The organism is Mesorhizobium sp. M0306, from assembly GCF_040321655.1.
Lineage (GTDB): Bacteria > Pseudomonadota > Alphaproteobacteria > Rhizobiales > Rhizobiaceae > Mesorhizobium.
The window spans coordinates 39546-64964 of the sequence record NZ_JAMYRY010000034.1 but is presented as its reverse complement, the minus strand read 5'-3'; the positions used below and the strand labels follow the sequence as shown (position 1 = coordinate 64964).

The 25419-nt window shown below is 62.6% G+C and carries 22 protein-coding genes; 13 read left to right on the top strand and 9 right to left on the bottom strand.

Features of this window, described 5'->3' with window-relative positions; translation table 11 throughout:
• Positions 1–81: 81 nt before the first annotated feature.
• The 5 genes from NKI95_RS29625 to NKI95_RS29605 form a co-directional block, all read right to left on the bottom strand.
• Positions 82–2676, bottom strand: a complete 2595-nt coding sequence (locus NKI95_RS29625) for an AMP-binding protein (protein WP_352721262.1) — start codon at positions 2674–2676, stop codon at positions 82–84.
• A 93-nt stretch (positions 2677–2769) separates the two neighbouring features.
• Positions 2770–3720 (bottom strand): cytochrome c, encoded by a 951-nt coding sequence (locus NKI95_RS29620; protein WP_352721260.1) that lies wholly within the window; start codon positions 3718–3720, stop codon positions 2770–2772.
• 9 nt (positions 3721–3729) lie between these two features.
• A complete protein-coding gene (locus NKI95_RS29615) occupies positions 3730–4173 on the bottom strand; it encodes a c-type cytochrome (RefSeq protein WP_352721258.1) in 444 nt (147 codons plus the stop codon).
• A 174-nt stretch (positions 4174–4347) separates the two neighbouring features.
• The gene (locus NKI95_RS29610) at positions 4348–4944 is read right to left on the bottom strand and encodes a superoxide dismutase (protein WP_292658465.1); all 597 of its coding nucleotides are present in this window, start codon (positions 4942–4944) and stop codon (positions 4348–4350) included.
• A gap of 107 nt (positions 4945–5051) precedes the next feature.
• Positions 5052–5930: a branched-chain amino acid aminotransferase gene (locus NKI95_RS29605; protein WP_292658468.1), complete on the bottom strand. Its 879-nt coding sequence runs from the start codon at positions 5928–5930 to the stop codon at positions 5052–5054.
• 151 nt (positions 5931–6081) lie between these two features.
• Here NKI95_RS29605 and NKI95_RS29600 point away from each other — a divergent pair, with 151 nt between their 5' ends.
• The 4 genes from NKI95_RS29600 to NKI95_RS29585 all read left to right on the top strand — a co-directional run bounded on the left by NKI95_RS29600 (position 6082) and on the right by NKI95_RS29585 (position 9863).
• Positions 6082–6744: a haloacid dehalogenase type II gene (locus tag NKI95_RS29600; RefSeq protein WP_292658470.1), complete on the top strand. Its 663-nt coding sequence runs from the start codon at positions 6082–6084 to the stop codon at positions 6742–6744.
• 174 nt (positions 6745–6918) lie between these two features.
• Positions 6919–7743 carry a L,D-transpeptidase gene (locus NKI95_RS29595; RefSeq protein ID WP_352721255.1) on the top strand — a complete coding sequence of 275 codons (825 nt, stop codon included), beginning with the start codon at positions 6919–6921 and terminating at the stop codon, positions 7741–7743.
• Between the two features lie 400 nt (positions 7744–8143).
• Positions 8144–9352, top strand: coding sequence for an ImmA/IrrE family metallo-endopeptidase (locus NKI95_RS29590; RefSeq protein WP_352721254.1), 1209 nt, complete (start codon positions 8144–8146; stop codon positions 9350–9352).
• The gene (locus tag NKI95_RS29585) at positions 9324–9863 is read left to right on the top strand and encodes a DUF4411 family protein (RefSeq protein ID WP_352721252.1); all 540 of its coding nucleotides are present in this window, start codon (positions 9324–9326) and stop codon (positions 9861–9863) included. Before NKI95_RS29590 ends, NKI95_RS29585 begins: the two co-directional genes overlap by 29 nt.
• A 199-nt stretch (positions 9864–10062) precedes the next feature.
• On the opposite strand, the gene NKI95_RS29580 is transcribed toward NKI95_RS29585, so the two are convergent.
• Positions 10063–11595 carry a helicase HerA-like C-terminal domain-containing protein gene (locus NKI95_RS29580; RefSeq protein WP_352721250.1) on the bottom strand — a complete coding sequence of 511 codons (1533 nt, stop codon included), beginning with the start codon at positions 11593–11595 and terminating at the stop codon, positions 10063–10065.
• A gap of 275 nt (positions 11596–11870) precedes the next feature.
• Between NKI95_RS29580 and NKI95_RS29575 the strand changes: the two genes are divergently transcribed.
• From NKI95_RS29575 to NKI95_RS29560, 4 genes are all read left to right on the top strand, one after another.
• A complete protein-coding gene (locus NKI95_RS29575; RefSeq protein WP_352721248.1) occupies positions 11871–13313 on the top strand; it encodes a methylmalonyl-CoA mutase subunit beta in 1443 nt (480 codons plus the stop codon).
• Complete coding sequence (gene scpA, locus NKI95_RS29570; protein WP_352721246.1) at positions 13310–15433, top strand: methylmalonyl-CoA mutase; 2124 nt, start codon at positions 13310–13312, stop codon at positions 15431–15433. Before NKI95_RS29575 ends, scpA begins: the two co-directional genes overlap by 4 nt.
• Before the next feature lie 73 nt (positions 15434–15506).
• Complete coding sequence (locus tag NKI95_RS29565) at positions 15507–15737, top strand: AbrB/MazE/SpoVT family DNA-binding domain-containing protein (RefSeq protein ID WP_352501761.1); 231 nt, start codon at positions 15507–15509, stop codon at positions 15735–15737.
• The gene (locus NKI95_RS29560) at positions 15734–16120 is read left to right on the top strand and encodes a type II toxin-antitoxin system death-on-curing family toxin (RefSeq protein ID WP_352721244.1); all 387 of its coding nucleotides are present in this window, start codon (positions 15734–15736) and stop codon (positions 16118–16120) included. The genes NKI95_RS29565 and NKI95_RS29560 overlap by 4 nt, the downstream gene beginning before the upstream one ends.
• Here NKI95_RS29560 and NKI95_RS29555 read toward each other — a convergent pair.
• The gene (locus NKI95_RS29555; RefSeq protein WP_352566519.1) at positions 16117–16590 is read right to left on the bottom strand and encodes a GreA/GreB family elongation factor; all 474 of its coding nucleotides are present in this window, start codon (positions 16588–16590) and stop codon (positions 16117–16119) included. The genes NKI95_RS29560 and NKI95_RS29555 overlap by 4 nt on opposite strands.
• Positions 16591–16720: 130 nt before the next feature.
• On the opposite strand from NKI95_RS29555, the gene NKI95_RS29550 reads away from it, so the two are divergent.
• Positions 16721–18097, top strand: a complete 1377-nt coding sequence (locus tag NKI95_RS29550) for a TIGR03808 family TAT-translocated repetitive protein (RefSeq protein ID WP_352721242.1) — start codon at positions 16721–16723, stop codon at positions 18095–18097.
• Here the strand turns inward: NKI95_RS29550 and NKI95_RS29545 are convergent.
• Both NKI95_RS29545 and NKI95_RS29540 read right to left on the bottom strand, forming a co-directional pair.
• On the bottom strand, positions 18090–19094 hold the full coding sequence (locus NKI95_RS29545) for an asparaginase (RefSeq protein WP_352721240.1): 1005 nt from the start codon (positions 19092–19094) through the stop codon (positions 18090–18092). The two genes, NKI95_RS29550 and NKI95_RS29545, sit on opposite strands and share 8 nt — an antisense overlap.
• A gap of 129 nt (positions 19095–19223) precedes the next feature.
• Positions 19224–20390, bottom strand: a complete 1167-nt coding sequence (locus tag NKI95_RS29540) for an acetyl-CoA acetyltransferase (RefSeq protein WP_352721239.1) — start codon at positions 20388–20390, stop codon at positions 19224–19226.
• Positions 20391–20615: 225 nt separating this feature from the next.
• Between NKI95_RS29540 and betI the strand changes: the two genes are divergently transcribed.
• The 4 genes from betI to betA are packed head-to-tail and all read left to right on the top strand — an operon-like array spanning position 20616 to position 25395.
• Positions 20616–21206: a choline-binding transcriptional repressor BetI gene (betI, locus tag NKI95_RS29535; protein WP_352721237.1), complete on the top strand. Its 591-nt coding sequence runs from the start codon at positions 20616–20618 to the stop codon at positions 21204–21206.
• Complete coding sequence (gene betC, locus NKI95_RS29530; protein ID WP_352721235.1) at positions 21203–22732, top strand: choline-sulfatase; 1530 nt, start codon at positions 21203–21205, stop codon at positions 22730–22732. Before betI ends, betC begins: the two co-directional genes overlap by 4 nt.
• Positions 22732–23739, top strand: a complete 1008-nt coding sequence (locus tag NKI95_RS29525; protein WP_502909275.1) for a pyridoxal-phosphate dependent enzyme — start codon at positions 22732–22734, stop codon at positions 23737–23739. Before betC ends, NKI95_RS29525 begins: the two co-directional genes overlap by 1 nt.
• 3 nt (positions 23740–23742) lie before the next feature.
• Positions 23743–25395 carry a choline dehydrogenase gene (gene betA / locus NKI95_RS29520; RefSeq protein WP_352721231.1) on the top strand — a complete coding sequence of 551 codons (1653 nt, stop codon included), beginning with the start codon at positions 23743–23745 and terminating at the stop codon, positions 25393–25395.
• The last annotated feature ends 24 nt before the right edge of the window (positions 25396–25419 follow it).

Below are 25419 nucleotides of genomic sequence, written 5' to 3'. Positions count from 1 at the left end.
GCCTCCACTCCAGCCAGCATCTTGAATCACAAAACAGATAAATCTGGAATCCCCTTTGATTCCGTCAAAGGGGGAACCGCTCTAGACCGAGTGCAATTCCGGCTGGCGTCCCATCGCAGATCTGCTGAGCAGGTTACGAAGACTTGCCCAGGCCTTGCCGGCGACGATACCGATGCCAATGCCGCCCGTAATCGCCAGCAGATGAAAGAACGGAGCGGGTAGCGTGCTTGCCACGGGCGCCAGCAACGCCTCCGGGACGAAGCGGTGCGACAGATAAATAGGAAAGGCAGAGACAGCAATCAGCGTCACCACACGGCCCACCCCGCCCGGCAAGCGAACACGCGGCACGTAAAGAACAGCCAGAAGCGCCGCGAAAATGGTTAGATACTTGACCGTTGTGCCGAGCCAAACTGTCTCCCAGAGAGCGAGATAGCCTAGCACTGCCGCGGCGAACGCCGTCAAAATGAGCTTTCTTGCCGGATTGTCGGCAAAACCGGCACACCAACCGAAGACGGCGAGGTGGAAGACCCAGTAGATCGTAAAGATCTGGTGGTTGCCGATGTCGACGAACGGGGGGATGGAAAAACGCGCAGCGACGGCAAGCGCCAGCAGGCCGAGCGAGAAGGCGAAGGGTCGCACCTGCGCCAACCTGCGCGCGGCCGGCACGGCGAAGATGAGGGAGAAGACGAGAAGGGTCTGCGCATAGGCCTCGATGAACCAGTAAAGATAGGGAATCATCTCGTGGCGCTCCGGCTCGGCATAGCCGAAATTACCTGTAAGCGTCATCGAGGCCCAAGGAACCGCCTGCCAGGCGACTGCATAGGCCGCGACAATGAGGAAATAGGGGATCAGGACGTCGATCGCAGGCCTTAGCGCGTGCCGGAATCGACCGGTTAGGAAATGGGTTGACTGGAAGCGGGCCAGGCTGAAGCCGGCGAGCAGCATCATAACGCCGGAGCCGCCGGGAATAGGCCACAGCGTCTCGTGATGTACCACCACCAGCAGGATTGCCATCACCCTTAGCACCAACTCGGTCGGCAATCCGCTTGCCTCTTTGCGCTTGAAGGGCCATCTCCCGATGCGGTTGCCAAGTTCGGCGATGCTCAGGTGTTCCCAGCCGTCCGGCAGGTGAACATCAAGGCGTTCGAGTTCCATGATCAACTGCAGGAAGCGGAGGGAATCCCCGCCGAGCGTGACGAAACTGTCGTTGCAGCCAACGGTGAGTGGATAGAATACGCGGCTATAAGCACCAAGCACACTGCCCGTCTCTGAGCGGACCTCCGTCCGCCTTTTCAGCCTCTCCTGCTCAAGACATGCATAGTCAATCTTGCCCGAAGCAACCCTGGGAAAGTTCTCGCGCGCAGCAACGCAAACCAGGTTGGCCGGGAGACGACTGGCCTCGGCGAGGATGCACTGCGCCCTTCCGGTCGTGTCTGCGTCGATCACATAGGCCTGCAGCCCATCATCGTCACCGAGGACCGCGGCAGCGATGCCCGCCCGCCCCAGCGCCTGCTCCATGATGTCGAGGCCGATCCTGAGGCCTGCAACCTTGGCGAAGCGGCTCTTGCGCCCGACGATGCGGAAGAAACCCTGTTCGTCCCGCATGGCAATATCGCCAGTATTCAGTGCCTCGAGTTCGGCGCCGCGCGCGAGGTCACAGCGCCGATCGCCATACCCCATCATCACGTTTGGGCCGCGGTAGACAAGTTCTCCAGGAGTGCCCGATTGGCTAATCGGCTTTCCTTCGGCGTCGACAAGGCCAAGGCTGCCTCCGGGAATGGCTATGCCGATCCGCTCCTCGCTGTCGGAAAGGCTTTCCGGCGGGACGAAAGCAATGCGCGCCGTCGCCTCGGTCTGGCCATACATGACGAAGAAGCGGCCGCCCTTGGCGTGCATGTGGTCTCGGTAGAGGCGGACAAGGTCGGATTTGAGCTGTCCGCCCGCCACTGTCATCATGCGCAGCGCCTTGAGCTCGGCGGCGCGGAAGCGCGCTCTCTCCAGGAGTTCGTAGGAGTACGGTACGCCTGAAAAATTTGTGCAGCCGGCGTCGCCGATTATCCCGAGGAAATCGCCGTTCATGACCGACACGCCAGGAAAGAGCACGCTGCCGCCGGTAATCAGATGGGAATTGAGGACCGACAGCCCATAGGAATAATGGAGTGGCAGGACCAAAGCGGCCCGGTCGGCGGACGATAGTTCGAGATAAGCTGCGATCGAGCGCGCATTGGCTTCGAGATTGCCGTAGGAAAGCCGTACCGCCTTGGCAGCGCCCGAGCTACCGGATGTCATAAGCAGCAGCGCGAGATCGGGGTGCAACGGCTGCGCGTCCCTCCCGGGACGAGTCTCTTTGAAGAGACGCCAGCGGCCATCGGCTGGCCGGAAAGTGAAATCCGGCTGGAAGGCCGCTAGAAAATCATTCCACAGCCTCTCGTCGCAAGGCGGCATCATGGCCACCGCGTGGCCCGCCCGCAGGGCCCCGAGATAAGCGACAACCACATGCTCCGAGGCTTCCGCCGAGATGGCAACGAGCAGCTTTTCTCCTTGTCCCAGCTGCGTGGCGAAGCGCAGCGTACGGCTGTTGAGTTCCGCATAAGAGAGCGCTCGCCCGTCGGCAAACAGAAGGGCCGTGCGACTCTCGCCACGGGCGATTTCGGGCACAAGGTCGATGGAGGGCATGAGCAAGCTTCGGATTACAAGAAAACCAGCCGAAGCGCGTATGATACTTGAGTATTCAAGTCAACTAATCTAGTGAAGCCCAGGGTTCCCGGATCAGCTCGACGGCTTCTTGCGAGCCGGATAGCCGTTGGGATGCGGCGGCACGGCTTTCAGATAGGCGGCGATCGCCGAGCGGTCCTCCGGGGTCAGCACGGCCATGTTCCGTTGCACATCGACCATTGCGCCGCCGACCGTATCGAAGTCCGGCGTGAAGCCGGTTTCGAGATAGTTGGCGATGTCGGCTTCGGACCAGTCGGCGATGCCGCCCTCGCCCGACGTGACGTTCGGCACGATGCCGCTGCCTTCGGCGGCGGCGGCACCTGCCAGCCATTGGCTCTTCCTGGTGCCGCCGGTAAGGTCCCGCGGCGTGTGGCATTCGCCGCAATGGCCGGGGCCTTCGACTAGGTAGCGGCCTGTCAACACCGGATCCGATGTGCCGTCGGGAAAGGAAACGACCGGCTGGTCGCTCAGATAGAGCAGCTTCCACAAGCCAAGACCGCGTCGGACATTGAACGGAAATCCCAGCGAATTGGCGGGCGCCTTGCCGGCGACCGCGGGTAACGTCTTCAGGAATGCATAGAGATCGGCAATGTCGGCCGGCTTCATGCGCGCGTAGGAAGTATAGGGAAATGCCGGATAGAGATGCTCGCCCGACGGTGACACGCCCTTCAGCATGGCGTTGGCAAAGTCCTCGACCGACCAGGCGCCGATGCCATCCCTGGTATCTTGCGAGATGTTCGGCGGAACGAAGGTGCCGAATGGCGTCTTGAGTTCAAGGCCGCCGACCAGCTGAAGGCGGGCGTCACCTTGCGAGGCGGGCTTGGCATGACATGATGTGCAGCCGCCGGCGTAGAAGATGCGCTTGCCCCTGGTGGCGTCGCCAGGACCAAGCTCAGCCAGCGTTGCGGCATCGAGCCTGACCGGAGCCGACAGGAACCAGCCGGCAATCGCGGCGACGCCGCCCAGAACGAGGGCGGCGCCGACGAGCTCCTTCAGCAAGGGCATCGGCCGGGATTAGCCTTTTTTCACCCTGTAGCCCTTATGGCAGGTGCCGCAGTCGCCGCCGATGGTGTTGAACTGTGCCTTCAACGCCTCGGCATCCGCCGGTGCTGCGGCGACCGCCGCCTTGACGTCGGCGAGGTACTTGCCTTCAGCCGTCTTGAAACCGGCCATGTCCTGCCAGATTTTTGGGGACGCCGTGGTGTCGCCGGTGTTGCTGCCGGCCGGGAAAAGCGTGTCGACGCCGGCATGGAATCTCTCGGCATTGGCCTGCAGTGCCTGCAACGCCGTCAGCACCGAAGCTGCGTCGTAGGGCGTCTCGCCCTTGACCACTTTCGACAAGCCGGCGGCGATCTTGCCACGTTCCTTCATCAGGGCCTGCCGGTCAGCGACCGGGTCGGCAAATGCCGCCGAACCGGCGAAGGCGAGCATCGAGATGGCGAGGATAAGCTTTCTCATTCACTTGGCTCCATGTTGAAGGCAATTCAGGATGCGGTCCCACCCCGATGACAAACGGCAAGGATGGCTAAAAAATTCCGACGCTTCGCCTCACGCTTGCGTGAAATTTTTGCAGCTGTCGTTCTGATGCTGAAAAAGAAAAGCCCCGGTTCTGCCGGGGCTTTCTGGAACGGATCAGGCCTTTTCGTAGAGTTCGAGCACATAGTCCCAGTTGATGAGACTGTCGACGAAGGCTTCGAGATATTTCGGCCGGGCGTTGCGATAATCAATGTAGTAGGAATGTTCCCAGACATCGACGCCGAGGATCGGCGTCGCGCCATGGACGAGCGGGTTCTCGCCATTCGGCGTCTTCGAGATCGCCAGCTTGCCGTCCTTGACCGAGACCCAGGCCCAGCCCGAACCGAACTGGGTGGTGCCGGCGGCGATGAAGTCGGCCTTGAACTTGTCGTAGCCGCCAAGATCGCTGTCGATCGCCTTTTGCAAGGCGCCCGGCAGCTTGTTGCCGCCGCCGCCCTTCTTCATCCATTTCCAGAAATGGATGTGATTGTAGTGCTGGGCGGCATTGTTGAAGAGGCCCGCATTCTTGCCGAAGGACTGTTTGACTGCCTCTTCGACCGACAAATCGCCCATGCCCGCTTCGGCGGCCAGCTTGTTGCCGTTGTCGACATAGGCCTTGTGGTGCTTGTCGTGGTGATATTCCAGCGTTTCCTTGGACATGTAAGGCTGCAAGGCCTCGTAGTCATAGGGCAAAGCGGGCAATTCAAAAGCCATCGGTCGTACTCCCTCGTGAAAAAATCCGGTGTCGATACCGGACTAACATAGGACTGGATTGGTCTGGAACAACTCCGGAAACGAAGCGTCGGCCGCTTTTTAGCGGGTCAGCCGGGCGAAGTCGAATGCGCCCATTCCCAATAGAGTTCGCGCGCCTTCTTGGCCACCGGTCCGGGCTGCAGATTGCGATCCTCGATACGGGTGACCGGCACCACTTTCGAGTGGTTTCCGGTCGAGAAGATTTCGTCCGCCTCCAGGAAATCGCGGATCGACAGCGTCTTTTCCGTCGTCGTGAACCCATATTCGCCAAGCAGGGCCATGGTGCGCGCGCGGGTAATGCCGGACAGGAAGGTGCCGTTCGGCGCCGGCGTCAGGACATGGCCGTCCTTGACCAGGAAAATATTCGAGGTGCCGGTCTCGGCGACATTGCCCAGCATATCGAGCACGAGCGCATTGTCGAAGCCGCGCATCTTGGCTTCGAGGATGGCCCGGCCGTTGTTGGGATAAAGGCAGCCGGCCTTGGCGTTGGTCGGCATGGTTTCGATGGTCGGGCGCCGGAACGGCGACACCGTCACCGAAAACCCCGCCGGCGAGATCATCGGCGATTCGTAGAGGCAAAGGCAGAAACGCGTCGAGGCCGGGTCGGCCGGCACGCCCATATAGCCGCCATGCTCGGCCCAATACATTGGCCTGATGTAGACCGCCGTCTTGCCGTCGAACTTCTTCAGCCCATCCCAGGTCAGGCCGACGATCTTGTCGGTGCTCATCGTCGGCTTCAGGCCGAGCGCGATCGCCGAGGCGTTCACCCTTGCTGCATGGCGATCGAGATCGGGGGCGACGCCCTCGAACCAGCGGGCGCCGTCGAATACGCTGGTGCCGAGCCACATGGCGTGGCTGCGCGGCCCTAGGATGGCAACGTTGCCCTCGTACCAGTCGCCGTCGACGAAGGTCCATGTCGCGGATTGCGCCGCAGTCGCCAGTGTCATTGCCAGGTTCCGTTCGATGCTTGTTGCGGCGCATTGGAAGATGCTTTGGCGGCCGCCGTCAACCGGCTTGGCTGAGATTTGTTGAGGCCAGCGGGCTGGCGGACTGCAATCAGCGCTTGCGCCTTGCCTTGCGCAGCCTCAAAACTGTTGCATGCACCATGCGGCTTACGTTTTCGATGCCTATGGCACCCTGTTCGACGTGCACGCGGCCGTGCGCCGTCACGCCGACCAGATCGGGCCGGACGGCCAGTTACTGTCCGAGATATGGCGCGCCAAGCAGCTGGAATATTCCTGGGTCAGGACGCTGATGGGAGCCTATGCCGATTTTTGGCAGCTCACCGAGCAGGCTCTCGATTTCGCCCTGCGCAAGGTTCCATCCGCGGATGCCGGGCTGAAGGCGAAGCTGCTCGAAGCCTATTGGCGGCTGGACTGCTATCCGGAGGTGCCGGCCGTGCTCAAAGCGCTCAAGGCATCGGGAGCAAGGCTGGCGATCCTATCCAACGGTTCGCCTGAAATGCTGGAGGCGGCCGTCAAGTCCGCCGCGCTCGACCAGGTCCTGGACGACGTCTTTTCCGTCGACAGCGTCAGGCGCTTCAAGACCGATCCGTCGGTCTACGATATGGTCACCACGGGCTGGCGCCTCTATCCAGGCGCTGTCTCTTTCCAGTCCTCCAACCGCTGGGACGTCGCCGGCGCCACCAAATTCGGCTTCCGGACGGTGTGGATCAACCGCACGAACCAGCCAGAGGAATACCGGGATTTTCCACCGGCCCTGATCCTGCCGTCACTCGAAGGTCTGATCTCCGGGGTTTGATGCCGGACATGTTGCCTCGGCGCAACAGTGACGATCCAGTCACAGCTTTGCCTTTGTTTGTCCACCCTGCGGCCAGAATTGGAACCGCCTATCGCGCCGGGCATTGCTCGAGCACCTGCGCGCAACCGGACGCATTTATGCTTTGTTGCGATTTGAGACTTAAAAAAGGCAATCATGTTCACACCCCCATCGTCCTCTCTGCGCCTGAGCCGTCGCGGTTTCCTCAACGCCGCAGCCCTTGGCGCCGCCTCGGTCGCGGTCTCCAGTTGCACTACGCTGTCGCAACAGCCGGCCGAGCCACCGCCGCCGACCTATGTCGAGCCGGCGCTCGGCGACTATCTGACGATGTATGGGCCGATGTCGGATGGCGGCTTCGAGCTGCCGGCCATACCGGTCGACAAGATCGACCCGCAGTTCCTGCGCCAGATCGTTGACGATCCGACCGGCCAGCAGCCGGGCACCATCGTCGTCGACACGACCAATCACTTCCTCTATCTGGTGCGCCCGGGCGGCCAGGCGATCCGCTATGGCGTTGGGCTCGGCCGCGCCGGCTTCGAATGGTCGGGCGATGCCGTGGTCCAATGGAAGCAGAAATGGCCGAAATGGACGCCGCCAGACGAAATGATAGCGCGGCAGCCGGAGTTGAAGCCGTACAGCGCCGATAATGGCGGCATGCCGGGGGGGCTCAAGAACCCGCTAGGCGCGCGGGCGCTCTATCTCTTCCAGGGCAACCAGGACACGCTCTACCGCTTGCATGGTTCGCCGGAATGGAGGTCGATCGGCAAGTCGGTGTCGTCCGGCTGTGTTCGCCTGATGAACCAGGACATTATCGATCTCTACGATCGTGTGCCGAACAAGACCCCGGTCGTGGTGACGGCCGATATCGGCCAGCCGATGGTGGCGACAGCAAACCGCAAAGCCATTCCGATCGACGCCGGCGTGCCGGAAGGATCGATCCTGCTCGGCCCGATAAAATCGATCACAAATTCGATCTTCTGAGCTGGTCGAAAGCGCAGGGGCGGCGGGCTTTCGCCGCTCTGGCTGGCTTCCGGTCAGATAGCACCCCTGGCCCAAGACTTTTTGCGTTATGTGGCAATTTATGACCCGGACGTGACTTCCGCAGTCGGCGTGCCAACGGCAGATCTGCGCCGCATGTCGGTCGTAAAGGCCAGTCTTCCCGTTGCCCAGAAGTTGACGACTTCGGCGACCGCGCTGGACCTCATGATTGCGGAGCGGGCATTTGACCGACGCGGGATTGCTATCGACAATCGTCGTGTCGATAGACGTTGGGCGAAGCCGTTGACCTGTTCCTAAATATATGTCCACCTCGCAACGAAGCGTTCGCTTACGGGTTGTATGATGGCGCGAGCAAATATGACCGGCCCAACAAAGGTGAGGAATGCCAAGCGTCAATCCCGACGTGCTGAAGTGGGCCCGCGAAACGGCTGGGCTTGACCTTGAACGCGCAGCGAAAAGGCTGGGCCTCAAGGACACGCGTTCTGTCGCCGGTGCGGATCGTCTTGCGGCGTTGGAAAATGGCGATGGCGAACCGTCCAGGCCATTGCTCCTGAAGATGGCAAAAAACTACCGGCGCCCATTACTTGCGTTTTATCTGCCCGCGCCGCCAAAGCGGGCCGAGCGTGGCGAAGATTTCCGCACCTTGCCAGTAGACTATGCTCGGCGGGACGAGGCCTTGGTTGATGCTTTGTTGCGCGAAGTCCGGGCAAGGCAGGAGATGGTCCGCTCGCTTCTCGAAGTTGAAGACGAGGCAAGAAAGCTGCCTTTTGTTGGTGGCTTCGATATCAATGGTGGCACCAAGGCACTCGCAAAAGAAATTGAGGGCACTCTCAGTTTCAACCTCGCTCAATTCAGGCGCGGTGGCCGAAATGATGCCTTCGCCTACCTGAGGGACCTCGCCGAACAAGTCGGTGTCTTCGTGCTCCTGATTGGGAATCTTGGGAGTCACCATAGCACCCTTGATGTCGAGCTTTTTCGCGGAGTTGCCTTGGCGGACCCTGTCGCTCCTGTCGTCGTCATCAACGATCAGGACAGCGAAGCAGCATGGGCTTTTACTCTGCTCCACGAACTGGCGCATATCTGGATCGGCCGCACGGGAATCAGCGGGGCAAATCCTTCCTCCGCGATAGAGGTGTTTTGCAACGACGTTGCTGGGCAAATCCTGATGCCTGAAGGCGAATCTGCACGTGAAGACGCTCTACGAGGCGCACCAACCGAACAAGTCATCGCGAGAATAAGGCAACTCGCTGACGCTTGGCGCGTGAGCCATTCTGCAGTTAATTATAAGTTGTTTCGCGAGGGATTTATTTCGCGTGAGGTGTGGGCCGAGATCAGTGGCATCCTTCGTCGCTTTTGGCTTCAAAGCCGAGCGGCGGCGCGAGAGCGAAATAAGGAGAACGAAAACGGACCCGACTACTACGTCGTTCGTCGGCACAGGCTGGGTAATCGGCTGGTGACCCTTTCCGGACGGATGCTTGCGGAGGGCGCTCTCTCGCCATCTATGGCAGGCAGAATCTTGGGAGTTAAGCCGACCAACGTTTACGCTTTGACGGGGGCGTCGGGTGTCGACGCCTCTGGCCGCGCAGCCTGAGGGGGCAACGATTTATCTCCTCGATGCGAACGTCCTAATCACCGCCATGAATTCATACTACGCATTCGATCGCGTGCCCGAGTTCTGGGAGTGGTTATTGCACTGGGCTGAACGCGGTGCGGTCAAGATTCCCCTCGAAATCCTCGAGGAGATCGTTGGAGGAACCGATGACCTGGCTCAATGGCTTGGTGACAAAGACAATAGGAATGCGCTTTGCTTCGAAGAAGAAGCCGATGTTGGACGAGTTCGGAACGTCCTGGCGAATGGTTATGGAAATGATCTTACAGACGCCGAAATCATCAAGATTGGACGTGACCCCTTCCTAATATCGTATGCCATGTTTGCCCCGGATGTCCGGACAGTTATTACGACCGAAGTATCAAAGCCGGCAGCCCAACATGCAAACCGCAGGATTCCTGATGTCTGTAATCAAATGCACGTCACGTGGGGCGACAGTTTCTTGCTCATTCGAGACCTCAATTTCGCGACCAAATGGCGCGATCGCATTTAGAACGTCGTTCGCTCTACTTGTAAGAACGTTTGGCCGAACGTCGTCCGCTAGGGGTCAGATCAGGTCGCTGCTCGCGAGGGCCTGAGGGTCCGCCTATGTCAATCGGTGCCTCGAAGCTGCCAGTCGCTGTCGGCCGCGATTTCGGTCTAACAAGCATCGCGACGGTAGCTCATCGCGCGAAGCTGACCTTCGCCCTGCCTCACCGCCCCCTGGCCAAACTCCCCAGAATACCCCGCACGATCGCCCGTCCGACCGACGAGCCGACCGAGCGCACCACGGATTTGATCGCCGCCTCCGCCACCGTCTGGCGGTTGGAGGGGCGCGGCGCGCGGCGGCCGCCAGCTGGCTGAGGATCGTCATTGCCGAAGCCGGGAATGGTCCAGCGCGAACGGCCGCCCTCCTGCTGCTGGGCTTGCGCCTCCTGGGCGTCCTTGGCCTTTTTCTGCAGCATCTCGAAGGCCGATTCGCGGTCGATGGTCTGATCGTATTGTCCCGCAACCGGGCTCTCAGTGATCAGCTTGCGGCGCTCTTCGGGTGTGATCGGGCCAAGGCGCGAGGACGGCGGGCGGATCAGCGTCCGCTGCACCATGGACGGCACGCCCTTGGCTTCCAGCGTCGAGACCAGCGCCTCGCCGGTGCCGAGCTGGGTGATCACGGTCGCGCAGTCGAAATCGGGATTGGGTCTGAACGTCTCGGCCGCCGTCTTGACGGCCTTCTGTTCGCGCGGCGTATAGGCACGAAGTGCGTGCTGCACGCGGTTGCCCAACTGGGCCAGCACCGTTTCAGGGATATCCAGCGGATTTTGCGTGACAAAATAAACGCCGACGCCCTTCGAACGGATCAGCCGGACCACCTGTTCGACGCGGTCGACCAGCACCTTCGGCGCGTCGTCGAACAGAAGGTGCGCCTCGTCGAAGAAGAAGACCAGCTTCGGCTTGTCCGGGTCGCCGACCTCGGGCAGTTCCTCGAACAGTTCCGACATCAGCCACAGAAGGAACGTCGCATAGAGCCGCGGATTCATCATCAGCTTGTCGGCGGCGAGCACGCTGATGGCGCCGCGTCCATCGCGCGTGGTGCGCATGATATCGGCGATCCGCAATGCCGGCTCGCCGAAGAAATTGGCAGCGCCCTGCTGTTCCAGAACCAGCAGCGTGCGCTGGATGGCGCCGACGGAAGGTTTCGTCACATTGCCGTAGCGGGCGCCGATCTCTTCGGCGCGGTCGGCGATATTGGCCAGCAGTGACTGCAGGTCCTTCAGGTCGAGCAGCAGAAGGCCTTCCTCGTCGGCGATGCGGAAGGCGATGTTCATGATGCCTTCCTGCGCCTCGGAAAGGTTCATCAACCGCGACAGAAGCAGTGGCCCCATCTCCGAGATGGTGGCGCGGATCGGGTGGCCCTGCTCGCCGAACAGATCCCAGAAGATGACCGGGAATTCCTGGAATTCATAGGGATCGAGCTTGACCTGCTCAGCCCGCTTCACCAGGAAATCCTGCGCTGTGCCCATCATGGCGATACCCGACAGGTCGCCCTTGATGTCGGCGCAGAATACCGGCACGCCGGCATTGGAGAAACCCTCGGCCAATATCTGCAGGGTCACCGTCTTGCCGGTGCCGGTCGCGCCGGTGACCAGGCCGTGACGATTGCCATATTGCAGCAAAAGCTGTTCGGGCCGCTGATAGCTGTCGTCCGGCTTGCGGCTGGCTCCCATGAAGATACTGGTATTGTCGGCCATGTGTCCGGTCTCCGCAAACCTATAGGGTTGAATGCCCTGATCCCTTGAAGAAAAGGGAGCCCCGCCGCAGGTATAGTGAGGCCATTGCGCAGCGACAATGGGCGTCGTCGAAAATGGCTTTTGGAGCTTGCGGAACCTGCCCATGTTTGGCAATCGGTTGACGGTCACCATCACGGAAGGCGTGTCGTACGGCATGTGTGCTGCATTGTGATATCGGGCCGGGGACCGTAGACTGACATAGTCGGCCGCTGCGGCCGCTAGAACGAGGAGAACCGATGGGCGCCGGTGCCTTGACCCAGGATGCCGACCTTCCGAACGCCGACCGGCAACGATGGCTGGCGCTGGCAGAGAAGGCGCTGGCCGGCGGGTCCTTCGAGGAAAAGCTCGTCTCGCATACGGACGACGCCATCCGCATCGAGCCGCTCTACGAGCGTTCGGTAACCGCCGAGCCTGTCGTGCGCGCCAACCCGGAATCACCGTGGATCGTCAGCCAGCGTATCGACGATCCGGACATAGGCCGCGCCAGTGCGCAGGCGCTGGAAGACGTCGCGCAGGGTGCTACAGGACTGTCGCTTGTCTTCGAAGGTGCGCCGAACGCCTTCGGCTACGGCTTGCCGAGGACGGCGGAGGCGCTGGAGGGCGTACTCGACGGCGTGCCGCTCAACCGCATCCAGATCCGCATCGACGCCCATCCCTGGAGCCGCGCCGTGGCCGACTGGCTGGTGGCGTTTTTGACCAAGCGCCGCTCCGACCCGGCAAAGCTCAATCTCTCCTTCGGCATCGATCCGGCGGCGATCTTTGCCGGGACCGGCAGGCTGCGCATGTCGATCGAGGCTTTACAGGCTTCGATGCCGCAGTCGCTGGCGCATTTTTTTTCGATGGGTGTGCCTGGTGTCCTGCTGGAAGCGGACGGGCGGGTATTCCACAACGCCGGCGCCACCGAGGCGCAGGAGCTTGGCACCATGCTCGCGTCGGCCGTCTCCTATCTGAGGCTGTTCGAGAAGGCGCGCCAGCCGCTTGTCTATGCGGCGCCGCATATCGGCTTTGCGCTGAGCGTCGACCAGGACCAGTTCGTGTCGATGGCCAAGGTCAGGGCGTTGCGCAGACTGTGGGCGCGTGTCCAGGAGGCTTGCTCGATACCGCCCTCCACCGCCAGCATCCATGCCGAAACCTCCTTCCGGATGATGACGGCGGCCGACCCGGAAACCAACATCCTGCGCACCACCATCGCCGCTTTTGCGGCTGCCGCCGGCGGCGCGGATTCGATCGCCATCCTGCCGCACACCATCGCGCACGGCCTGCCCGCGGGTTTTGCCCGCCGCGTTGCCCGCAACGCGCAACTGATCATGGCCAATGAAAGCCACATCGACCACGTCGCCGATCCGGCTTGCGGTTCGGGCGCTGTCGAAGCGCTGACTGCGGAGCTCTGCGCGGCGGCCTGGCAGGAGTTCCAGCAGATCGAGGCGGAAGGCGGCGTGCTGTCCAGCCTCGAACAAGGCCACATCCAGAGACGCGTCCAGGCAGCTTCCGCGCGCCGCAACGCAGCCTACCAGGCGGGCGAACGGGCGATCGTCGGCACGACGCTGCACCCGTCGAAAACCGAACGTCCTGTCGAGACGCTGGCGGCGGAGCGGCGGCCTGCCTTCACCGAAGGCGTTGCGGTGTGCGAGCCGCTGTTTCCGATCCGCATCGATCAGTCGATCGGAGCCGTACCATGATCCCGGATTTCAGCCAGATCGGCTGGTCGCCGCCACGGCGGGCGCCGGTCGAGGTCAAAGGCCAGCGGATGACGCCGGAAGGCATCGCCGTCAAGCATCTCTACAACCAGGGCGATCTCAAGGGCTTGCCGCATCTCGATACCTATCCGGGCCTGCCGCCCTTCGTGCGCGGCCCCTATCCGACAATGTATGTCCAGCAACCCTGGACGATCCGGCAGTATGCCGGCTTCTCGACGGCAGAGGAATCCAACGCCTTCTACCGGCGCAACCTTGCCGCCGGCCAGAAAGGCCTGTCGGTCGCCTTCGATCTCGCCACGCATCGCGGCTACGACAGCGACCATCCGCGCGTCGCCGGCGATGTCGGCATGGCCGGCGTCGCCATCGATTCCATTCTCGACATGCGCCAGCTGTTCGACGGCATCCCGCTTAACGAGATGACGGTATCGATGACGATGAACGGCGCGGTGCTGCCGATCATGGCGCTCTATATCGTGGCGGCGGAGGAACAGGGCGTTGCGCAGAAGGACCTCACTGGGACCATTCAGAACGACATCCTGAAAGAGTTCATGGTGCGCAACACCTACATCTATCCGCCAAAACCTTCGATGCGGATCGTGTCGGACATTTTTTCCTACACCTCAAAGCATATGCCGAAGTTCAATTCGATCTCGATCTCCGGCTACCACATGCAGGAGGCGGGAGCGACGGCGGACCTTGAACTCGCCTACACGATTGCCGACGGTATCGAATATGCCCGCGCCGGTGTCGCGGGCGGCCTCGACATCGACCGTTTCGCGCCGCGCCTTTCCTTCTTCTGGGCGATCGGCATGAATTTCTTCATGGAAGTCGCCAAGCTGAGAGCAGCGCGCCTTTTGTGGGCCAGCCTGATGCTGAAGAACTTTTCGCCTAAGGACGAGCGCTCGCTGTCGCTGCGCACCCATTGCCAGACTTCGGGCTGGTCGCTGACGGCGCAGGATCCCTACAACAACATCATCCGCACCGTGATCGAGGCGATGGCCGCCACTCAAGGCCACACGCAGTCGCTGCACACCAATTCCTTCGACGAGGCAATGGCGCTGCCGACCGACCATTCGGCCCGCATCGCCCGCAACACACAGCTCATCCTGCAGAAGGAGTCCGGCACGACGCGCATCATCGACCCGTGGGGCGGCTCCGCCTATCTCGAACGGCTGACGCATGATCTGGCGGCGCGTGCGCTAGCACATATCGAGGAGGTCGAGAACCTCGGCGGCATGGCCGCGGCGATCGAAAAGGGCCTACCGAAGCTGCGCATCGAAGAGGCAGCCGCGCGCACCCAGGCGCGCATCGATTCAGGCGAACAGATCGTGGTCGGTGTCAATGCCCACCGGCCTGGGACGGATATCGATGTCGACGTGCTGAGGATCGACAATGCCGAAGTCAGGGCGCGGCAATTGTCGAAGCTGCAGCGGCTGAAAGGCACGCGTGACGTCGCCGCCGTCGAGAGCGCGCTCGATGCGCTTACCCGTGCTGCCGGGAGTAACGGAAACCTGCTGGAATTCGCCATCCGGGCCGCACGCGCCAACGCCACGGTCGGCGAGATTTCGCTGGCACTGGAAAAAGTCTTCGGCCGCCATGTCGCCTCGGTGCAGACGATCTCCGGCGTCTATCGCAACGCGCTTGCTCACAGTCCAGTGGTCGACCGGCTGCAGGACAAGATCGTAGCGTTCGAGGAGAAGTCCGGCGGCAGGCCGCGCATTCTGGTCGCCAAGATGGGGCAAGACGGCCATGATCGCGGCCAGAAAGTGATCGCCACCGCCTTTGCCGACCTCGGCTTCGACGTCACCGTCGGGCCGATGTTCCAGACGCCGGACGAGATCGCCAAGCTGGCGGTCGAGCATGACGTGCACGTCGTCGGCGCCTCGTCGCTGGCAGCAGGCCATTTGACGCTCATTCCCGAACTCAAGCTTGCACTGAAGAAGCTCGGCCGCGACGACATGCTGATCGTCGCCGGCGGCGTCATCCCGCCGCAGGATTACGACGCAGTCCGGCAGGCAGGCGCCACTGAAATCTTCCCGCCCGGCACGGTCATCCCGGAAGCGGCGGACCGACTGATGGACCGGCTGCTGCAGGCGGGCTGACGCTTTGTTATAATGTCTGTTGTAACGAGAAGCACGCTGAGTTATAATCAGCGTTGCAACAGGATGTCTCACCATGAACACGACCATTCGCAAGATCGGCAATTCCGAAGGCGTGATCCTGCCGAAGGAAATTCTCGATCGCATGAATCTGAAGGCGGGCGACAGCATCGTCATCGTTCAGGAAGGCGATGAGCTTCGCCTACGCCGCACCGAGGACACTGCCGAAGAATTCGAGCGCAAGATGAAGATTGCGCGCGAGCGGATGAAAAAGTATGAGGTTGCTTACCGCGCGCTCGCAAAATGACCGAGCATCATTCGAGGGAGTTCGTGGAGGCGCTTCATGCCGAGCAGTTGCGCCTCCACGGCGGCGCAGCGGGCATCCGCGACGAAGGAATGCTGGAGTCGGCGCTCTACAGGCCGCAGCAGAGGGAAATCTATGGCGAGCCCGATCTCTGTGAGTTGGCGTCCGGCTACCTTTTCGGTATTGCCAAAAACCATCCATTCGTCGACGGCAATAAGCGTACTGCTTTCGCGGCGGCCGATCTGTTCCTTTATTTCAATGGCTTGAGCATCGAAGCCGAGCAGGCGGACATTATTCAACTGGTCATGATGGTCGCCGCCGGCGAAATCGACGAGGCCGGTGCCGCGGCGTTCTTCCGCGACCATGTCGTCGAGCTCAAAGACTAACTGTCGGAGAGCTTGACGATCTCCCATTCCTTGCCATTGACCACGGCAACTTCGCCGACCTTCTTGCCGAACAGCGCCATCGCCATCGGCGACATATGGGAAATTGTCCCCTTGGCCGGATTGGCTTCATCCTCGCCGACGATCTTCCAGTGCACCTTTTTGCCGTCGTCGCTTTCCAGGGTGACGCCCATGCCGAAGCGAACCATGTCGCTGCCCGGTTCCGGCACCGAAAGCTCAGCGCTTTCACGCCGCGCCGTCCAATAGCGGAGATCACGCGACACCAGCGCGATCCGCTCGCGGTCGGCCCTCTTTTCGGCTCTGCCCAGTTCGTCGCGCAGAGCGGCCACCTCCGCATCGATCAGCGCCAGGCCGCGTTCCGTCACCAGATTGCGGTGATGGCTGATCGGCCGCTCGCCGATGCCGGCGATGGCGTTTTCGCTGTCTTCCTCGCGGGTGAAGGCCCTGCTCATTTATCGAACTTATGCCTGACGCGACGACTCCACAAGCCGTAGCCGGCGAACCGACGTCGGGGCCGATCCGGCCGATCCTGTCTGGCACGAATCCTGCGGCGCGACCGTTGAACGCAAGGAATCTGTGCCGATGTTGAACAGACGAACGCTGCTTGCGCAGACCGCCGGCTTTGCCGTCATGGGGCTTTCGCTCGGCAAGGCAGCGGCGAAAAACCTGCCCGGCATCGAGAAAGCCGCGATGCGTAGCGCGATCAACGCAAGCGAGCTCGGCGTCCGGCCCGGCGCGCTTGACGACCAGAGCAAGGCCTTCACCAAGCTGCTGCGCGACGCGCACGACCGCGACATGCCGGTGTTCCTGCCGCCGGGGATCTATATCGTTTCCAACCTGTCGCTGCCCGGCCGCGTGCGCCTGTCCGGCGTGCCGGGCGCATCGCGGATCGTCTACGGCGGCAATGGCCATCTCATCATGGCCGAACAGGCCGAGCATATCGAACTCAGCGGGCTGGTGTTCGACGGCAGCAACCGCTGGATGGGCGACTACACGCATGGCCTGCTCGATCTGCGCCGCATCGCCCATCTGGTCGTCGACAACTGCCAGCTTACCGACAGCGGCAAGAACGGTCTGGCGCTCGAACACGCCTCGGGCCGCATCGAGCGCTCGGAGATTTTCGGTGCGGCCGATGCCGGCATCTATTCGGTCGAGGCCGATGGCCTGGAAATATCAGGCAATAGCGTCTCCGACTGCGCCAATGGCGGCATCCTCGTGCACCGCTGGCAGGCGGCTGAAGACAACACCATCGTCAGCGGCAACCGGATCGAACGCATCCAGGCGCGCGGCGGCGGAACCGGCCAGAACGGCAATGGCATAAATGCCTTCCGCGCCGGCAATGTCATCATCTCCGGCAATATTGTTTCGGACTGCGCGTTTTCGGCGATCCGCGCCAACAGTGCCAGCAATTTGCAGATCACCGGCAATACCTGCTCGCGCTCGGGCGAAACGGCCGTGTATTCCGAATTCTCCTTTGAAGGTGCCGTCATCGGCAATAACATCGTCGATGGCGCTGCGAACGGTATTTCGATCGTCAATTTCAACGAAGGCGGCCGCATGGGCGTCTGCTCCGGCAACATCGTCCGCAATCTGTCGACCAGCGGCCCCTACCCTGCCGACGCGCCCGGCTTCGGCGTCGGCATCAGCGTCGAGGCAGACACCACCGTTTCCGGTAATGTCGTCGAGAATGCGCCGCTCTACGGCATGCAGATCGGCTGGGGACCGTTCATGCGCAATGTGGTCGCCATGGGAAACATCATCCGCAAGGCGGGGACCGGTATCGTCGTCACCGTGGTCGAAGGTGCCGGAACGGCAATCATTTCCGACAATGTCATCGACGGGGTCCAGAACGGCGCAATCATCGGCCAGCGCTGGGCCGAGCCGGTGACCGGCGACCTCGCCGCGTCAGGCAATGCCGGCTATGCGCATCTGACCGTCGAGCGCAACCACGTCAGTTGAGGGTGGCCGTCGGCCGGAGCGCGCCGACTTTGGCGCCGATCCGGCTTTCGATAGGCGGATTTGCCTGTTCGATCAGTTTCGCAGCGAGCGCGTGGTCGGCGTGCAAAAGCTTTGCCAGCACAGCCGCCACCATCACTTCAGCGGCGCGGCCGGCGCCATCGTCGCATTTCAGCGCGATGCCAAGGCCAAGCTCCGGAACGGCGGCGCAAAAAACACCTTCGGCGCCTCCCTTGACGAAAATCCGACCCGGGGCGGCCTCCATCATCGCGACGTCGGACCTGCCCGTGCCGGCGACGAAAAACGGCTCGGCCATGCAGGCAGAAAGCAGCCGCTTCGCCGCCCGGGCGCGCACCGGCTCGAAGCCGGCACCTGTCGCCATGCGGGCAAAGCCAAGGGCAAAGCTGCGCAATGGCACGGCATAGGTCGGAATCGAGCAGCCGTCGGTGCCGCGGTGATCGGCGTCATGGGCAGCGCCGGTCACCGCCTCCATCGCTTCGCGCACCATCTCCTGCAAAGCATGGCCAGCCTTGACGTAACCAAGATGGGCGATGCCGCTGTGAACGCAGGTGCATAGGAAGCCTGAGTGCTTGCCGGAACAATTGTTGTGCAGCGCGTTCGGCACGCTGCCGGCGCGGGCAAGCGCCAGCGTCGCTCCATGGCTCGACGGCCAATGCGCGCCGCATTCGAGTGCCGTCTCGTCCAGGCCGGCCTTCGCCAGCATGGCGCGCGCGAGCTCAACATGTGGCGGCTCGCCGGAATGCGAGGCGCAGGCCAGCGCCAGCTCCCGGTCACCGAAGCCGTAGACATCGGCAGCGCCGCTCTCGACCAGCGGCAACGCCTGGATCGCCTTGACCGCCGAACGCGGGAACACCGGCTGTGCCGTGTCGCCGATCTCCCAGACAGGCTTGCCGGCAGCGTCGAAGACGGCAACAGCGCCGCGATGCGCGCTCTCGACGATTGCGCCGCGCAAGACTTCGACCAGAACCGGATTTGTCATGAATTCCCCGCTAGCGCATGATCTCGAAAATCGGAATCCATTTCGAAAAGGATCATGCGCAAAATCAAAGTGTTACAGCGTCCTTTGCGCTCCCGAACGGTCGCGCGGCGCTGTAATGCGGGGCCGCTTTTATCTGATCCGGTCGAGAATGGAAACGTAGTTGGCGACCGCGGCGCCGCCCATGTTGAAGATGCCGCCGAGCTTTGCTCCCGGCACCTGGATGCCGCCCGCCTCGCCGACGAGCTGCATGGCGCTCAGCACATGCATCGATACACCGGTGGCGCCGATCGGATGGCCCTTGGCCTTCAGCCCGCCCGACGGATTGACCGGCAGCCTTCCATCTTTCGCCGTCTCGCCATCCAAGGCCAGCTTGGCGCCCTCGCCCGGCTTTGCCAGGCCCATCGCCTCATACTCGATCAGTTCGGCGATGGTGAAACAGTCGTGCGTCTCGACGAAGGACAGGTCGCCGAGCGTCACGCCCGCCTTCTTCAACGCCTGGTTCCAGGCCTGCTCGCAGCCTTCGAAGGCGAGGATGTCGCGCTTCGACATCTGCAGGAAATCCTGCACATGCTCATTGGCGCGGAAAGCGACCGCGCGGCGCATCTTCAGCGCCGTGGCCGTGTCGGCAAGGACAAGCGCGGCGGCACCGTCCGACACCAGCGAGCAGTCTGTGCGCTTCAGCGGACCGGCGACGAAGGGGTTTTTTTCGCTTTCCTGCCGGCAGAACTCGTAGCCGAAATCCTTGCGCATCTGCGCGTAGGGATTGTCGACGCCGTTCTTGTGGTTCTTGGCGGCGATCATCGCCAGCGCATCCGACTGGTCGCCGTAGCGCTGGAAATAGGCTTGGGCGATCTTGCCGAAGACGCCGGCGAAGCCTGCCGGCGTGTCACCGTCCTCCGGCAGATATGAGGCCTTGAGCAGGTTCTTGCCGATCTCCGGACCGGGCGTCGTCGTCATCTGCTCGGCGCCGACCACCAGCACGATACGGGCGGCATTGGCGTCGATGGCGCGGATGCCTTGCCTGACCGCCGCCGAGCCGGTGGCGCAGGCGTTCTCGACGCGGGTCGCCGGCTTGAAGCGCAGCCGGTCGTCGGCCTGGAGGACCAGGCTCGCGGTGAAATCCTGGGCGGAAAACCCGGCGTTGAAGTGGCCGAGCACGATCTCGTCGACGTCATCTGGACCGATGCCGGCATGGTCGAGCGCCTCGACTGCCACCTTGGTGATCAGGCCCTCCAGCGTCTCGCCTTCGAGCTTGCCGAAGCGCGAATGCGCCCAACCGACGATGCATGCTGTCATGGCGATCTCCATCCTGTGGACTGGGCTACGCGATACTGCGGCGCGCCTCAGCATTGTTCAAGCATGAACCGTTCCGCCGGCGTCGTGAAGGGGCCAGAACCGCACAATCGCTTGATCTTGATATCTGGTCATAGTGCCTGGCTTTTGCCAGCAAATCAGGCTGGATTTTTGTTGATTGATGCGTCAATAAAAAATAATCTTCGCCATGACAAGACCGGAGCAAGAATGCCGAAACTCGGAATGGAGCCGTTGCGCCGCAGGGCGCTCATCGACGCAACGATCTCGGCGATCGGCGAGCGCGGTTCGCTTGATGTGACGATGTCGGAAATCGCCGGGCGCGCCGGCGTGTCCTCGGCGCTTGCCCACCATTATTTCGGCGCCAAGGACGAATTGCTGTTGGCGACGATGCGGCACATCCTGAGCGAGCTCACCGCCGATACACGCCGTGCACTTCGCGCGGCCGGCACGGCGCGCCAGCGCGTCTCGGCAGTGGTCGCGGTCAATTTCTCCGACATCCAGTTCCAGCCCGAAACGATCGCCGCCTGGCTCGCCTTTTATGTCGAAGCGCAGAAATCGGCAGCACTTCGCCGGCTGCTCAAGGTCTATGCGCGGCGGCTGCATTCCAATCTGCTCAGCGGGCTGACCGGCATCCTGCCGAGAAGCGAGGCCGACCGGGTCGCCGAAGCGACGGCGGCACTGATCGACGGGCTCTATATCAGGCGCGCGCTGAAGGACGGCGTCCCCGATGCCGCGACCGCGATTGCACTGGTCGAGGACTATCTCGAAACGAAGCTCAGCGGACGGCAGAAGCAGTGACATCCAAGCGACCCAACATCCTGATCGTGATGGTCGATCAGCTCAACGGAACGCTGTTTCCGGATGGGCCGGCGGAGTTCCTGCACGCGCCGCATCTGAAGGCGCTGGCCACACGTTCGGCGCGTTTTTGCAACAATTACACCGCCTCGCCGCTCTGCGCGCCGGGCCGCGCCGCATTCATGAGCGGCCAGTTGCCGTCGCGCACCGGGGTCTACGACAACGCCGCCGAATTCGCGTCTTCGATCCCGACCTTTGCCCATCATCTGCGCGCTGCCGGCTATCACACCTGCCTCTCCGGCAAGATGCATTTCGTCGGCCCGGACCAATTGCACGGTTTCGAGGAGCGGCTGACCACCGACATCTATCCGGCCGATTTCGGCTGGACGCCGGACTATCGCAAGCCCGGCGAGCGGATCGACTGGTGGTATCACAATCTCGGCTCGGTGAGCGGCGCCGGTACTGCCGAGATCACGAACCAGCTGGAATATGACGACGAGGTCGCCTTCCATGCGGTGCAGAAGCTTTACGATTTTGCCCGCGTCTCCGACGATGCCGCACATCGGCCCTGGTGCTTGACGGTTTCCTTCACCCATCCGCACGATCCCTACGTCGCACGCCGGCGTTACTGGGACCTCTACGAGGATTGCCCGGCGCTCGAGCCTGAGGTCGGCTTCATTCCTTACGACAGGCAGGACCCGCATTCGCAGCGGCTCTACCGCGCCAGCGACTATGACAGCTTCGACATCACCACTGAGCAGATACGCCGCGCGCGGCGCGGCTATTTCGCCAATATCTCCTATCTCGACGACAAGCTCGGCGAGCTGCTGTCGGTGCTCGAGACGACGCGCATGCTCGACGACACGATCATCCTGTTCTGCTCGGACCATGGCGACATGCTCGGCGAGCGCGGGCTGTGGTTCAAGATGTGCTTTTTCGAGGGTTCGGCGCGGGTGCCGCTGATGATCGCCGGCAAGAGCATTGCCGCCGGCCTGATCGACACGCAGGTCTCCAACCTCGACGTGACGCCGACGCTTTGCGATCTCGCCGGCATCGACATCAGCGCGATTGCGCCGTGGACCGACGGCCAGTCGCTGCTGCCGCTGCTGAACGGAAAGAAACGCTCCGCGCCGGTGCTGATGGAATATGCGGCCGAAGGCTCCAATGCGCCGATGGTGGCGATGCGCGAGGGCCGCTACAAATTCATCCATTGCGAGATCGACCCGCCGCAACTGTTTGATCTTGAATCGGATCCGCGGGAATTGACCAACCTCGCCGCCGATCCGGCCAATGCAGCTTTGGTGGCCGCTTTCACCGACAAGGTGCGGGCGCGCTGGGACATGGCGGCGTTCGATGCCGCGGTGCGTGCCAGCCAGGCACGCCGCTGGGTGGTCTACCCGGCGCTGCGCAACGGCACCCATTACCCTTGGGAATTCCAGCCGCTGCAGAAAGCATCGGAGCGCTACATGCGCAACCACATGAACCTCGACCTGCTCGAAGAGCAGAAGCGCTTTCCGCGAGGCGAATGATGGCAGATAGTCTCGTCCCCTCGCTCGACCATCTCAGGCAGGCCTATGCCGTCACCTCGAAGGCGACGCAGGTCACGCCGCTGCTGGAATCGGCGGCACTCGCGCGCGAGGCCGGCGCCGCCCGCGTCTTCGTCAAGGCCGAGTCGCTGCAATGGGCCGGATCGTTCAAGGTGCGCGGCGCCTATTGGCGGCTGAAGCGGCTGTCGCCCGACGAAGCCAAAATGGGCGTCGTCGCCTATTCCTCCGGCAATTTCGCGCAAGGGCTGGCAGCGGCAGGCCAGGCGCTTGGCATTCCCGTAACCATCGTCATGCCGATCGACGCGCCTGCCGCCAAACGCGATGCCACGTCGGGCTATGGCGCGCGTGTGGTGCTGACCGACCATGGCGAGCGCGCGCGTGAGGAAGTCGCCGCCGCCAAGGCGCGCGAGATCGCCGCGAACGAAGGCCTGGCGCTGCTGCACCCGTTCGACGATCCGGAGATCGTCGCCGGCCAGGCCGGTGCCGGACTGGAGGCACTCGACCAGCTCGCCGCCAGGCAAGCCGAGGCCGATCTCTTGTTCTGCTCGGTCGGCGGCGGCGGCCTGATCGGCGGTGTTTCGCTGGCCTTCCACTACCTGTCGCCAGCCACGAAGATCATCGGCGTGGAGCCGGAAGGTTTTGACGGCATGGGCTCGTCGTTGGCGCATGGCGCCATCGAAACCATGCCGATCGGGCCGAAATCGATCTGCGACGGGCTGATGTCGCGGCGGCCCGGCGACGCGCCGTTCGCAGCGGTGAAGGCCGCCGGCGTTCGCGGTGCCACCGTCGACGATGCGTCGGTGCGCCGCGCGATGCGCATCGCTTTCGAGCGGCTGAAGCTGGTGCTCGAGCCTTCGGGCGCTGCTTCGCTCGCGGCACTGCTCGGCGGCAAGGTCGACGTGACCGGCAAGACCGTTCTCGTAATGGCAACCGGCGGCAACGTCTCACTCGCCGATTTCATTGCGCATATGAACCATGGGCGCACATGAACCATGCTTGAAGCGGATTTCGTCATTATCGGCTCCGGCTCGGCCGGTTCGGCCATGGCCTACCGGCTGTCGGAGGACGGCAAGCATTCGGTGATCGTCATCGAATATGGCGGCAGCGATATCGGGCCGCTGATCCAGATGCCGTCGGCGTTGTCGATCCCGCTCAATATGAGCCTCTACGACTGGGGCTTTGTCAGCGAGCCGGAGCCGCACCTCGGTGGCCGCGTGCTGGCGACGCCGCGCGGCAAGGTGATCGGCGGCTCGTCGTCGATCAACGGCATGGTCTATGTGCGCGGCCATGCCCGCGACTTCGACTACTGGGCCGAACAGGGCGCGGCCGGCTGGGGCTTTGCCGACGTGCTCCCCTATTTCAAGCGCATGGAGGACAGCGCAGGCGGCGAGGATGGCTGGCGCGGCCATGGCGGCCCGCTGACTGTGCAGCGCGGCTCGAGGACGAACCCACTCTATGGCGCCTTCGTCGAGGCAGGCCGTCAGGCCGGCTTCGAGCTGACCGACGACTATAACGGCGCGAAGCAGGAAGGCTTTGGGCCGATGGAGCAGACCATTCGCGGCGGCCGTCGCTGGTCCGCGGCGAGCGCTTATCTGAGGCCGGCGCTGAGGCGGAAAAATGTCAGCCTGGTCAAGGGTTTCGCCCGGCGGGTAATCATCGAGAATCAACGCGCCACCGGCGTCGAGATCGAAGTGCGCAAACGGATTCAGGTGGTCAGAGCGCGGCGCGAGGTGATCGTTGCCGCGTCCTCGATCAACTCGCCCAAGATCCTGATGCTGTCCGGCATCGGCCCCGGCCAGCACCTTAGGGAGAACGGCATTCCGGTGATCGCCGACCGGCCCGGAGTCGGTCGCAATCTGCAGGACCATATGGAACTCTACATCCAGCAGGAATCGACGAAGCCGATCACGCTGAACTCGGTGCTGAACCCGTTTTCGAAGGCGCTGATCGGGGCACAATGGCTGTTCTTCAAGTCCGGCCTCGGCGCCACCAATCATTTCGAGGCGGCCGCCTTCGTGCGCTCGCGCGCCGGCGTTGATTATCCCGATATCCAATATCACTTCATCCCGGCCGCGGTCCGCTATGACGGCAAGGCGGCGGCGAAGGCGCATGGTTTCCAGGCGCATGTCGGGCCGATGCGGTCGAAGTCGCGCGGTTCGGTCACGCTGCGCTCGCCCGATCCCAGATCGAAGCCGGTGATCCGCTTCAACTACATGTCGCATCCGGATGACTGGACGGAGTTCCGCCACTGCATCCGGCTGACCCGCGAGATCTTCGGGCAAGCGGCCTTCGATCCGTACCGCGGCAAGGAACTGTCGCCGGGTTCGCATGTGCAATCGGATGAGGAGCTCGACGCCTTCATTCGCGACCACGCCGAAAGCGCCTACCACCCTTGCGGCACCTGCAAGATGGGCCGTGCCGATGATGCGATGAGCGTCGTCGATCCGGAATGCCGCGTCATCGGCGTCGAAGGGCTGCGGGTCGCCGATTCCTCGATCTTTCCACGCGTCACCAACGGCAATCTCAACGCGCCATCGATCATGACCGGCGAGAAGGCCGCCGACCACATTCTCGGGCGCACGCCGCTGCCACCGTCCAACCAGGAACCATGGATCAATCCGCGCTGGCAGGCGTCGGACAGATAGGCCATGATCCGGCGGACGCATATT